The organism is Acinetobacter sp. ANC 4636, from assembly GCF_054454555.1.
In genome coordinates this window covers 238,873-251,420 of record NZ_JBTKVD010000003.1, presented here as the reverse complement: position 1 = coordinate 251,420, position 12,548 = coordinate 238,873, and the positions used below count along the sequence as shown (strand labels likewise).

Below are 12,548 nucleotides of genomic sequence, written 5' to 3'. Positions count from 1 at the left end.
TTAATTTTTCTCTTGGTCTTTTTGTTGATCTTTTTGTTGATCTTTTTGTTTATCTTGTTCTTTATCTTTGTCATCATCCCCATCTGGGGTCACAGCACGTACAACTGCTGCGGTGCCCTTGACCACACCTTTGGTGGTCTTGTAGGCAATCTCGACGGGAACAGTCACCAAGCTCGTAATACAGCCCTGCAATAAAATCACAGCAGCCAAAATTATTCCTACTCGCATCATGCTGTTCCCCTTATGGTAAAACGATTAAATATCGCTATAACCTAAACTTTTCAATGCACGTTCATCATCTGACCAACCACCTTTGACTTTCACCCAAAGCGTCAGCATGATTTTTTGCTCGAACATTTTTTCCATGTCAACGCGCGCCTCCATACCAATACGCTTCAGCTTCGCACCTTTATCACCAATCACAATGGCTTTTTGACCTTGGCGTTCTACAAAAATGGTCGCATCGATATAAGTACATGCTGGCTTTAAGCGTCCAGTTTTTTCATGCACAGTTGGTTCTTCAGTACGGAAAGATTCAATTTGTACTGTTAAATCATAAGGCAACTCTTCACCGAGCTGGCGCATAATTTTTTCACGAATAATTTCACTCGCCAAGAAACGCTCAGAACGATCGGTAATCTGGTCTGGTGAGTACAATGGTTCAGAGAATGGCAAATAACTTTCAATGGTATTACGTAACTGATCAAGATTTGCGCCGCGCAATGCAGAAACAGGAACAATTTCTGCAAATTTCATGAGCTTAGCGCGCTCCAAAATCAGTGGCAACAATGATTTTTTATCTTCAAGCGTATCGACTTTATTGATGACCAGAATCACTGGCATTTGTGCATTTTGCAGTTTCTCTAACACCAAATCATCATTTGGTGTCCACTTATACGCATCAACGACAAATAATACCAAATTCACATCACGTAGTGCTGAATGCGCTGCGCGGTTCATCATTTTATTGATGGCACGCACTTCTTTTTTGTGCATCCCTGGAGTATCTACATAAACCGCTTGCGATTTCTCTCGCGTGTCGATTCCAATAATTTTATGGCGTGTTGTTTGTGGTTTACGTGAAGTAATAGACAGCTTTTGCCCAAGCAAGTGATTCATTAATGTCGACTTGCCTACATTCGGACGACCAACAATTGCCACAAAACCACTTCGGAAGTCAGCAGGTATCGTGGTATTTTGTGAACTAAAAAATTGATTAATCAAATCAGAATCTTCAGGGTTCACAGGTTGATCGTCTGGTTGATCAGATGACATCGTCATGCTGTTTTTTGCTCCAATAATTTTAAAATTTCAGCCGCTGCAGACTGTTCTGCAAAACGTCGACTGTTACCTTCACCCTGTGTGATTGGAAAATCTTCCACCTTGCACACCACTCTGAAATGCTGATTGGGTGCATCACCCTGAATATCAGTCACTTCATAGACAGGTAAAGGCTTTTTGTGTGCTTGTAAATATTCTTGTAACCGAGATTTAGGATCTTTGAGTTGATCTGTTGGCTCAATATGACTGAAATAAGGTATATACCATTTTAGAACAATTTTTTTCAGCACTTCCAAATCTGCACAATCGAGATAAATAGCACCAATAATCGCTTCGACTGTGTCGGCTAAAATAGACTCACGATGATGACCACCTGACTTTAATTCGCCTGTACTCATAATCATATACTGGCTTAATTTCAAATCATTGGCAATTTTTCCTAAAGCTTCCTGTCTGACCAGAGTTGCTCGCATCCGCGTCAGGCGCCCTTCGTTTTCATACGGATAAGCATGATATAGGTAATGTGCAATCATCATTCCTAACAATGAATCGCCTAGAAATTCTAGGCGCTCATAGTTATGTTTATGACTCACGGATCGGTGAGTTAAAGCAAGCTGTAAGAGTTCAGGTTGCTTAAATTCATAGCCGATTTGCTGAGCTAAGCGAAAATTACTTAGCTTGGACTGTCCTTTGATCAAAATTTTTCTCGAAGCTTAAAACTACATCAATATTTAATAACAAATGCCGACGCACTTCATAGTGCTTCGCCACATGCAATTGTCCACCATCATTCGACACCTTGGCAATATCTTCGATCTTTAGATCATAGATATTGTTCATTGATAACCGCTCATTCATAGCAGATACAAATTTATCCGAACTAAGTGCTGCTGCATTGTCATCTAGAACTGATTGAATCTGCTTATCAATAATATGATCATCCCAATATGCTGGCCAAATTGCTACCACAACTTTTAGCACGATTGAAAAAATAATTAGTACCAAAAGAAAAGTGCTATACGATGCCCCACGTTGAAGTTTATGCATTTTTATTATCCAAGTTAATTTTTAGTCAATTTTACCATTTCGGGAAAAACTTGGAAGATGCAAACCAGGTTCTTTATGCATCCAGACATAAAAAGCACGACCTGTCAGATTTTCTTCGGGAACAAATCCCCAAAAACGACTATCAGCACTTTCATCGCGGTTATCGCCCATCGCAAAATAATGTCCCTGAGGCACAGTAACCTCCCAAGCTTTACCATCATTCTGCACAAAGGTTTTATTCAGATTGGCAACAAATGGAATTGCACTTGCCTGATTAGCACTCATGGCATAGTTGTACTGTTCAACTAAAGGATCACGCCCTTCAAGATGGCGTACCAAATGCTTGTGCGTGCCTAAAGTTTCATAAGTATATTTGGCTTCAAATGAAGACAACTGGTCTTTGTCGCGTTTAAACTGAGTTACAGTTGTTGCAACAGCTTGATTATTGATAAAGAGTTTACCGTCATGATAAGCCAGGTGATCACCTGGCAAACCTACAACACGCTTAATATAGCTAATATTAGGTTGTAAAGGATAACGGAAAACAATCACCTCACCACGCTGTGGCTCACCGACATTGATCACCTTTTTATTGATGAGTGGCAAGCGAATACCATAATCAAATTTATTCACCAAAATAAAATCCCCAGTTTCCAAGGTCGGTACCATGGAATCTGAAGGAATATTAAATGGTTCATATAAGAATGAACGTAAAATCAATACAACTGCTAGAACTGGCCAGAAGTCATAAGCCCATGTGACAATAAAATGTTCATTGCCTTTACCTTTATTCGCTCGCTGCTTTAATTTAACTTTGTCAAGTAACCAGACAAAGAACAAAATCAAGGTAACGGGAACGAGGATCAAATTAAAATCAAAATCCATGGACTTTTCCTAAAGACACTTACTTTTTATCGACTTGTAAAACGGCTAAGAAGGCTTCTTGTGGGATTTCAACATTACCCACTTGCTTCATACGTTTTTTACCTTCTTTTTGTTTCGCAAGCAATTTTTTCTTACGGGATACGTCACCACCATAACATTTTGCCAACACATTCTTACGCATTGCCTTCACTGTCGAACGTGCAATAATCTGGGCACCAATTGCAGCCTGAATTGCAACATCAAACATTTGACGTGGAATCAAATCTTTCATTTTTTCCACTAAAGCATTACCGCGGTAACGTGCATCGTTACGGTGACAAATCATTGCCAAGGCATCGACTTTATCGCCATTGATCAAGACATCGACTTTGACCAAACTCGCACTTTCAAAACGCACAAAGTTATAATCTAATGATGCAAAGCCACGTGAACATGATTTCAAACGGTCGAAGAAATCCATCACTACTTCAGCCATTGGAATATCAAAGCTGATTGAAACCTGATTCCCCAAGAATTTCATGTCTTTTTGGATACCACGACGCTCAATACACAAGGTCATGACATTACCCAAATATTCTTGTGGCACAAGAATATGACACTCAGCAATCGGCTCACGTAAATCTTCAACCATTGAACCATCAGGCATTTTTGATGGGCTGTCGATATAAATGGTTTCGCCTGCTTTGGTCACCGCTTCATAAATTACAGTAGGCGCTGAAGTGATTAGGTCTAAATCATACTCACGTTCTAAACGTTCTTGTACGATTTCCATGTGTAACATGCCCAAGAAGCCACAGCGGAAACCAAAACCAAGCGCATCTGAACTTTCAGGTTCAAAGAATAATGCCGAGTCATTGATTTGTAGCTTTTGCAACGCTTCACGGAACGGTTCAAAATCGCTTGAATCAATTGGAAACAGCCCTGCATACACCTGCGGTTTCACTTTTTTGAAACCAGGTAAAGTAGCGACTTCTGGTGTCGCTGCAAGCGTGATGGTATCACCCACTGGCGCACCAAAAATATCTTTAATCCCTGCAATCACGAAACCAACTTCACCTGCTTCGAGCATATCTGTTTCGGTATGTTTTGGATTAAAAATACCAACAGATGTAACAGGATGAACCTGACCTGTTGATTTTACCAGCATTCTGTCGCCCTTACGGATACGACCTTGCTTGATTCGAACCAATGAGACAACACCTAAATAGTTGTCAAACCATGAATCGACAATTAAAGCTTGAAGCGGTGCATCACGATCACCTTCAGGTGCTGGAATCACATCAACCAGACGCTCCAATACACCTTCAACGCCCAAACCAGTTTTTGCCGAGCAAGTTGGTGCATCTGTTGCTTCAATCCCGATAATTTCTTCAATCTCGTGAATCACACGCTCAGGTTCAGCTTGAGGCAAGTCAATTTTGTTCAGGATCGGTAAAACTTCCAGACCTTGCTCAATAGCGGTATAACAGTTTGCAACCGATTGTGCTTCAACACCTTGTGCTGCATCCACAACCAGTAAAGCTCCTTCACACGCTGCCAAAGAGCGCGAAACTTCATAAGAAAAGTCTACGTGTCCAGGTGTGTCAATAAAGTTAAGCTGATATTCCTGACCGTTTGGATGGGTATAGTACAGTGTTACTGAGGCCGCTTTAATGGTAATCCCACGTTCACGCTCAAGCTCCATCGAGTCCAAGACCTGAGCTTGCATTTCACGCTCTTGCAAACCACCGCACATTTGAATGAAACGGTCTGCCAGCGTGGACTTACCGTGGTCGATATGCGCAATAATAGAAAAATTACGTATATTTTTGATATCAACAGATTTTTTAGCTTGCGCCATGGGCTACCTTAAGAAATTAAAAATCGCTATGTACGCTAAAATTCATGTTGTACACAGCACAAACCGTTAACGAAATTGCGAGGATTATAGCAGATGGATATTTTAAAGTATCCATTATTTAAGCCACTAGAGATGATTCGCTGAAAAATTAGGAAGCTTCTATTTTATCTGAAAAATCATACGGATTAATTTCAGGGTCAAGCGGCTGATAAGCATTTAAAAAGGTCGGTGACATACGCTTTGGACGACCTGTGGCAATTTCAATACAGGTCCATTTGGTTTTTGCGAGAAAAATCAGGGCTTGGTCTCTGACTCTAAAAAAAGCATATTCGCGAAATGAGTACATGGCATTTAAATCGGAGAACCATGTTCTCAAAATCAGCTGATCTCCTTCAAGTGCTGCCTTACGATATTGCATTTGATGTTCGACTGCGACCATGGCATGTTTCATTTGCATATATTGTTCAAGCCCTACACCTAAAGCTGCAATATGCGCATGTGCAACATCCTGCATCCAGCTGACATACACCACGTTATTAACATGTCCAAGTAGGTCAATATGTTCAGGCTGAACCTGTATTTCCAAATCAAAAAAAGTCGTCATGTCCCTAGCAACATCATGCAATCATCAAAGTGAGTATTTTGCTACACTGTTTACAGCTTCTGCAAGAATTGAACAAAATCATGTCTGAATCTATGACCGAAACCCATCCTTTGCATCCGTTCCTACCTCAAAATGCCCAATTACTGATGCTGGGCAGTTTCCCACCACCTCAAAATAAATGGAAAATGCGATTTTACTATCCCAATTTTCAAAACGACATGTGGCGGATTATGGGAATCTGCTTTTTTAATGATAAAAATCATTTTTTAGACCTTGATAATAAAAACTTCTTTCAGCCTCAAATTGAAGAGTTTCTGACTGGAAAAGGCATTGCAATTTTTGATGCGGCTTGTGAAGTAATTCGACTAAAAGGTAATGCTTCAGATCAATTTTTACAGGTGGTTCAGGCAACAGACTTGTCAGCTTTACTTAACAAAATTCCTGAATGTCATAGCATTATGACCACAGGTGACAAAGCGACAGATACACTCATGACCAATTTCCCAGAAGATACGCTCAAGCCAAAATTTACAGCACCCAGTCAGGTTAATTTTCTTAATCGTTCACTCAACTTATATCGGTTACCTTCAAGCTCACGGGCATACCCATTGGCTTTGGAAAAAAAGGCAGAAATTTACGCGGATTTCTTTAAAAATATTGGTTTACTTTAAATGCTATAGCCATAAAAAAAACCACAATATACGTCTGCATATTGTGGTCATTTTGCTTCAACTCACCGACTTAGTGAACGGCTTGAATTTTATCTAGGAACTGTTTGGCGCGTTCATGACGCACATGCAAATTTCCAAAAAACTCAGAAGTTGTGCAGTCTTCCAGAATCTGACCTTGATCCATAAAAATCAGACGATTGGATACTTTTTTCGCAAACCCCATTTCATGGGTGACACACATCATGGTCATGCCTTCATTGGCAAGCTGTATCATCACATCCAGTACTTCACCTACCATTTCAGGGTCAAGTGCCGAAGTCGGTTCATCGAACAACATACAAATCGGATCCATGCACAAACCACGGGCAATCGCCACACGCTGCTGCTGACCACCTGAAAGCTGCCCCGGAAATTTATCTTTATGTGCCAGCAAACCCACACGTTCAAGGTATTGAGTCGCTTTGGCACGTGCATCAGTCATGTTGCGCTTGAGCACTTTGACTTGGGCAATCGTTAAGTTTTCAAGCACAGTCATATGCGGAAATAATTCAAAGTGCTGAAACACCATACCGACACGTGAACGGAATTTGGCAAGGTTGGTTTTTGGGTCTTTAAGTGAAACACCATCTACAATAATGTCGCCCTTCTGAAAAGGCTCAAGTGCATTCACAGTTTTAATTAAGGTTGATTTACCTGAACCTGAAGGACCACAGACCACCACCACATCCCCTTTTTTAATTGTGGTTGTACAGTCGGTTAAAACCTGGAAATCACCATACCATTTAGAGATATGTTGAATGTCGATCATAGGCATTTTGCGATCTCCTAAAATTAGCGAATAATGGCGATTTTTTCTTGTAAGTGTTTGACGAGTTTAGATAAACAGAATGATGTACAGAAATACACTACAGCCACAACCAAATAGAAAGTCGCTTTGGTTTCTGATCCATAAGTGTTGGCAAGTGTGTCGGCATTTCCCAGTAAATCAGGTGCGCTAATCACATAAACCAATGACACGTCTTGAAACAAGACAATGGTTTGAGTGAGCAATACAGGAATCATATTGCGAAAAGCTTGTGGTAATACCACATAACGCATGGACTGCCCATAACTAAAGCCGAGCGCATAACCTGCAAATACTTGACCTTTAGAGACTGACTGAATTCCTGAACGCACAATTTCCGAAAAAAAGGCAGCTTCAAAGACAGCAAAAGTAATGATGCTGGCAAATAGTGGTCCATAATAGGTATCTGACTGAAAATCAAAAACTTTAGGCAATAAAAAATAAAATATAAAAATCACTTGAATCAGGGGAATACCGCGAAAGCAGTCAACATATAATTTAGAAAAATTGCGTGCCAGTCCATTACTGGACAAGCGCATCATGGCAAGTGGTGTACCAATCATGATGCCGCCAACCATCGCGAGCAATGTAACCGTTAGAGTAAAACCAAAACCTTTGAGCAAAGCCTGCGTAACATCAGGATGTTGTAATAAGCTAAAATCCATCTTACTTACCCCCTGAACCTAAGCCTGGCACTGACATACGTTTCTCAATCCATGCCATAAATGCTTTAATGGTATAGGTAATAATGAGATAAACAGGTGTTGATAAAACCAGAATCACGATGTCCTGAGAAGTTTCTTCACGCATGGTTTTGGTATAAGCAAAGAAATTCAGCACGCTTAAAGCATATAGAACAGCTGAATTTTTAAAAATATTCATGGACTCAGATGTAATCGTCGGCCAAACAATACGATAGGCTACAGGTAAAATTACATAACGATAGCTTTGAGCTGTGGTAAAGCCCATTGCAGATGCGGCAAATTTTTGCCCACGCGGCACAGTTAAAATCCCTGCGCGGATTTGCTCGGAGACACGTGCCGCAGTGTATAAACCTAAAGCCATGACCCCAATACTGGCAGGGTTATGGTTGAGTAAGCTTTTCCACCAGCCACCTGCGACCATTTCGCCACTACCGGCACTCAAGCTTTGAGGTAAAAATTCAGGAAACACAAATGCCCAGAAAAAAAGCTGAACAATTAATGGGATATTACGAAAAATTTCAACGTATAGATTACCAATCGCGGCAAGCGGTTTATTGGGTAGTGTTCGTATAACGCCAAGTAATGAACCTAAAAAAAATGCAATAACAAATGAAAGTAAGGCTGTCCACAGCATGGTCATAACACCATTGCCAAGCATTTGTAGCCAAGTTGGTGCTTCAGCAAATTGCGAATAGCTTGTGCCACCAATATGTTGGCAGATTGTTTCAGCCCATTGTGCTTTGTTTACACCATATTCATTTGATGCTGAACAAAAAGTTGTCCAATTTAATGAGCCAAGAGACATACATTCCCCTTATAAAAACTATAACCTGGCCACTCTGCTCTCCATAGCATCGTGACCAGTGCATCCTATTATTGCGGTTTAAATTCCAGCATCAGTCGGACGAGCTTTTAATTTTTTGAGTGATGTACTTGATGCCATATTTAGATTGACATTTTTAGGAGGGATTGGTGACTGGAACCATTTTTTATACAGTTTGTCCATCTGACCTGATTTCCACATACCCATGACAACGCGGTCAGTCACTGCTTTAAATTTTGCATCACCTTTTGGCAGCATAATACCGTATGGTTCAGAAGACAAAACTGGGCCTACAATGGCAAATGATTTAGGATTTGAAGATTTAGCAATCAGGCCTGCCAAAATATTATCATCCATCACAAATGCCGCAGCACGACCTGATGCAAGCATTGAAAAGGAGTCAGCATGGTCTTTACCATATACGTTCTGCACGTTTAAAGATTGACCTTTTTCATTCATTTTGATGTATTTATCAGAGGTTGTGCCTTGTGTAGTCACAATGGCTTTACCATTTAGGTCTCTAATCCGTTTAATATTTGAGCTTGCTTTCACTGCCATGCGAACTTCTGTTGCATAGTAGTTCGTTGAAAAACTGACCTGTTGCTGACGTTGTAAAGAGTTAGTGGTGGTACCGCATTCCATGTCAATATTCCCTGCCAATAATTCAGGAATACGAGTTGAAGATGTAACTGCCTTATACTCAACCTTAAGGTTTGGCATTTTGAGTTCTTTTTTGATTTCATTGGCAACGTTGTTACAAATATCGATGGCATAACCCACTGGTTTACCCGCCACCACATAAGAAATCGGATCTGAGGATTCGCGATGACCAATGACGATTTTTCCTGTAGCTTTAATTTTAGCTAAAGTATCGGCTGCTTGAACCTGGCTTGCACCACCCATCATACAAAGCATTAAGGTTGAGGTAAGTACTGCTTTTGAAGAACGTTTCATTATTCACTCCTGTGATTAATTGTTTGTTTTAGCTCTTTTTTATCCTGATAAGTGGATTTGACTAAATACCTGCTTATCCCAAGCAAATATCAAGCCAATTATTTAGTAATATTTTATAATTAAAATTACTAATCGTATTTTTATACCCAATTTGGTGCACAGAGTGAACTAAAATGTTGCAATATTAGACTTTAGTCTAATTTTTCATAAATTAAGAGCTTTTTCTTATTTTAAATAATCATTTATTTTTCAATATATTATTTCATTTTAAACACAAACTATAGGGAATATGTTTTTAACATATCCCCTATAAAAACAACTTAACTTACATTGTAAATAAAGCTTGCATTGCCTGTTCAAAGACATGTTCAGCAGATTGTGTTGCATCTAAACGAATCATACGTTTTGGATTTTTCTCATGCAAAATTCGGTAGCCTTCACGTACACGCGTAAAAAACTCCAGTTTTTCCTGTTCAAAGCGATCCAGCTCGCCACGTGCACGCGCACGTGACATACCAAGTTCAATCGGTGCATCTAACCAAAATGTAACATCTGGCATAGAACTCACAAAGTTCTGATTCAAAAGCTCAAGTTTACTGGCATCAAGCCCACGTCCCATGACCTGATACGCAAAACTGGCATCGCAAAAACGATCACTCAAGACAATTTTCCCTTGCTGCAATGCAGGCAAAATCACTTGACTCAAATGCTGGCTGCGCGCCGCATAAACCAGTAATAGCTCGGTATCGGCACACATTCGTTCATCATGGTTTACCGCAAGGAGTAAGTCCCGAATTCTTTCAGCAAGAGGTGTTCCACCTGGTTCACGGGTGAGTACCACTTCGCGTCCAAGCTGTTCAAAATGCGCATGTATTTTTTGAATCAGGGTACTCTTTCCAACGCCTTCTGTACCTTCAAAACTAATAAACATTATGGCGTTGCTCCACTTTTCTTCTCTCTTAAAACTGCAAGATATTGCTGCACTGCCTGGTTATGCTCTGTCAGAGTTGCACTAAATTTATGCCCACCATTGCCTGTCGCGACAAAATAGACATTATCGGAATGATCTGGATGCATGGCAGCTTCAATGGCTTTTTTACCTGGAAGTGCAATCGGGGTTGGCGGCAAACCTGCCATGGTATAGGTGTTGTATGCGGTTGGCGTACGTAAATCGTCTTTCGTCAATTTACCTGTGTATTTATCACCCATTCCATAAATGACTGTTGGGTCGGTTTGCAAACGCATGCCTTGTTGCAAACGACGAATAAATACACCTGCGACTTGGTTTAATTCACTGTTCAGACTGGTTTCTTTTTCAATAATTGATGCCATGATTAAGGCTTCATATTTATTTTTATATGGTAAGTTCGGGTCGCGATTTGCCCATGCAGCATTTAAATTTTCCATTTGATGCTGATACAAATCTAGCAGAATTTTCTTATCCGATTCACCCTTGTTATAAAAATAGGTATTGGGTGCAAATAACCCTTCAAGATTTGAATATGGAATGCCAAGTGCCTGAACCATTTGATCTTCTGGTAAATTAACCACTGTTTTTTCAATCAATGGGTCTTTACGTAATTTCTCAACCAATTGTTTAAAGGTGGTACCATCAACTACCAAAATACGACTCATTTGTGCATTGTCAGAATTTGACATCATACTTAAAACCTGACGCACACTCATGCCGCGCTTGATTTCATAGACACCCGCTTTTAGCGTGTCATGAATCATCAGTTTTTGGTAAATTTTAAGTACCCATGGAAAATGAACCTTATGCTGTCTGGCAAGTCGATCAATCAAGCGCGAGTAGTTATCTCCAGCATTGATCGAAACAAATTGCTTCTCACCCTGAACAGGATAGGCGCGCCAAAGGCTGGATGAAAACACCAACAACATGATGACACATGCTGTCACGACGCATGCCACAATAAATTTTGTTGTTTTGAAAAAAGGCGTTTGCTTTTTTCTAGATTTTTTAGATTTCAGATTTGCCATAGCTTATTGAATTTGATCAAGTTGAAGGTCTTTAAACAACTGAATTGCATGAGATGTGCTTAAATTGGTGTTCATTAAATGCTGTGCGATCTGCATTGGATGCAAGGCATTACAAAAAAATAGTGCTTCAATCTGATGAAGGTCAGTTTGAAATAACTCCATTTCAGAGCATTCAATTCCTGCATGTTGCATACGTTGCAAAATTTCTGCCCGCATTACACCACGCACGCCATTATACTCAAGATCAGGTGTCACCCACCGATTATTCATCAGAATAAAACAATTGCTGCTGATTCCTTCAACAATTCGCCCCTGAATATCTAAAACCAGTGCTTCATCGAGTTGTTTCTCGACCGCTTCTTTCTTTAAAAGCACCTGTTCTAAACGGTTCAGGGTTTTTAAACCACAAAGCTGCGGCATGGTTAAACCAACACGCTGATCCAGTATCCCAACTTGTGAGACTTCACTAAAACTACTGCTTATAGCGATGCTTTGGGGATAATAAAATACATACACATCGGCAGGATGATCAGGTAAAGCATATCCACGCTGCCCTTCTCCACGGCTGATGATGATTTTGAGTGTACCATTCAGCTCAGCCTGTGCACTTAACTGCGCCAATGTCTGGTCAATCAGCGCTAAATCCACCTGCAATGCCATACGTTGACAGCAGTCTTGCAAACGCTGTAAATGCCTGTCTCTCAACTGAATTTTATTTTGCAGAATTTTTGCCGTGGTAAAGCAGCCATCCCCATAATGAAAAGCTCGGTCGAGCAAGGAAATTTGTGGCTGTGCCAGTGCATTTTTAAAGCATTGCATGAGATTTATCTGCTAGGCAATTGATTTTGTAGCTTAGTTTAAAAACTTCTATCTAAATTCTATTTCTCTTTTCTTCAT

General features: G+C 40.2%; 15 protein-coding genes. 1 reads left to right on the top strand and 14 read right to left on the bottom strand.

Annotated elements, in window-relative coordinates:
• The 7 genes from ACX1N5_RS05190 to ACX1N5_RS05160 all read right to left on the bottom strand — a co-directional run bounded on the left by ACX1N5_RS05190 (window position 1) and on the right by ACX1N5_RS05160 (window position 5,657).
• Window positions 1–231, bottom strand: coding sequence for an NF038104 family lipoprotein (locus ACX1N5_RS05190; protein WP_458800329.1), 231 nt, complete (start codon window positions 229–231; stop codon window positions 1–3).
• Between the two features lie 24 nt (window positions 232–255).
• A complete protein-coding gene (era, locus tag ACX1N5_RS05185) occupies window positions 256–1,275 on the bottom strand; it encodes a GTPase Era (protein ID WP_171458146.1) in 1,020 nt (339 codons plus the stop codon).
• A 2-nt stretch (window positions 1,276–1,277) separates the two neighbouring features.
• Window positions 1,278–1,979 carry a ribonuclease III gene (gene rnc / locus ACX1N5_RS05180; protein WP_004751736.1) on the bottom strand — a complete coding sequence of 234 codons (702 nt, stop codon included), beginning with the start codon at window positions 1,977–1,979 and terminating at the stop codon, window positions 1,278–1,280.
• A complete protein-coding gene (locus tag ACX1N5_RS05175; protein ID WP_458800331.1) occupies window positions 1,951–2,328 on the bottom strand; it encodes a DUF4845 domain-containing protein in 378 nt (125 codons plus the stop codon). Before ACX1N5_RS05175 ends, rnc begins: the two co-directional genes overlap by 29 nt.
• 21 nt (window positions 2,329–2,349) lie before the next feature.
• A complete protein-coding gene (gene lepB / locus ACX1N5_RS05170) occupies window positions 2,350–3,213 on the bottom strand; it encodes a signal peptidase I (RefSeq protein ID WP_458800333.1) in 864 nt (287 codons plus the stop codon).
• 19 nt (window positions 3,214–3,232) lie between these two features.
• Window positions 3,233–5,053, bottom strand: a complete 1,821-nt coding sequence (gene lepA / locus ACX1N5_RS05165; protein ID WP_004751732.1) for a translation elongation factor 4 — start codon at window positions 5,051–5,053, stop codon at window positions 3,233–3,235.
• A 148-nt stretch (window positions 5,054–5,201) separates the two neighbouring features.
• Window positions 5,202–5,657 (bottom strand): acyl-CoA thioesterase, encoded by a 456-nt coding sequence (locus ACX1N5_RS05160; protein ID WP_004751730.1) that lies wholly within the window; start codon window positions 5,655–5,657, stop codon window positions 5,202–5,204.
• Window positions 5,658–5,737: 80 nt separating this feature from the next.
• On the opposite strand from ACX1N5_RS05160, the gene ACX1N5_RS05155 reads away from it, so the two are divergent.
• The gene (locus ACX1N5_RS05155; protein WP_458800336.1) at window positions 5,738–6,328 is read left to right on the top strand and encodes a uracil-DNA glycosylase family protein; all 591 of its coding nucleotides are present in this window, start codon (window positions 5,738–5,740) and stop codon (window positions 6,326–6,328) included.
• 70 nt (window positions 6,329–6,398) lie between these two features.
• Here the strand turns inward: ACX1N5_RS05155 and ACX1N5_RS05150 are convergent, their stop codons facing one another.
• The 7 genes from ACX1N5_RS05150 to pabC all read right to left on the bottom strand — a co-directional run bounded on the left by ACX1N5_RS05150 (window position 6,399) and on the right by pabC (window position 12,470).
• Window positions 6,399–7,142, bottom strand: coding sequence for an amino acid ABC transporter ATP-binding protein (locus ACX1N5_RS05150; RefSeq protein WP_458800337.1), 744 nt, complete (start codon window positions 7,140–7,142; stop codon window positions 6,399–6,401).
• A gap of 17 nt (window positions 7,143–7,159) precedes the next feature.
• Window positions 7,160–7,837, bottom strand: coding sequence for an amino acid ABC transporter permease (locus tag ACX1N5_RS05145; protein WP_458800339.1), 678 nt, complete (start codon window positions 7,835–7,837; stop codon window positions 7,160–7,162).
• A 1-nt stretch (window position 7,838) separates the two neighbouring features.
• Complete coding sequence (locus ACX1N5_RS05140) at window positions 7,839–8,681, bottom strand: amino acid ABC transporter permease (protein ID WP_131379802.1); 843 nt, start codon at window positions 8,679–8,681, stop codon at window positions 7,839–7,841.
• A gap of 78 nt (window positions 8,682–8,759) precedes the next feature.
• A complete protein-coding gene (locus ACX1N5_RS05135; RefSeq protein WP_458800341.1) occupies window positions 8,760–9,653 on the bottom strand; it encodes an amino acid ABC transporter substrate-binding protein in 894 nt (297 codons plus the stop codon).
• A gap of 325 nt (window positions 9,654–9,978) precedes the next feature.
• Window positions 9,979–10,584: a dTMP kinase gene (gene tmk / locus ACX1N5_RS05130; protein WP_004751718.1), complete on the bottom strand. Its 606-nt coding sequence runs from the start codon at window positions 10,582–10,584 to the stop codon at window positions 9,979–9,981.
• Window positions 10,584–11,651, bottom strand: a complete 1,068-nt coding sequence (gene mltG, locus ACX1N5_RS05125; RefSeq protein WP_458800344.1) for an endolytic transglycosylase MltG — start codon at window positions 11,649–11,651, stop codon at window positions 10,584–10,586. The genes tmk and mltG overlap by 1 nt, the downstream gene beginning before the upstream one ends.
• A 3-nt stretch (window positions 11,652–11,654) precedes the next feature.
• On the bottom strand, window positions 11,655–12,470 hold the full coding sequence (gene pabC, locus ACX1N5_RS05120; RefSeq protein WP_458800346.1) for an aminodeoxychorismate lyase: 816 nt from the start codon (window positions 12,468–12,470) through the stop codon (window positions 11,655–11,657).
• Between the last annotated feature and the right edge of the window lie 78 nt (window positions 12,471–12,548).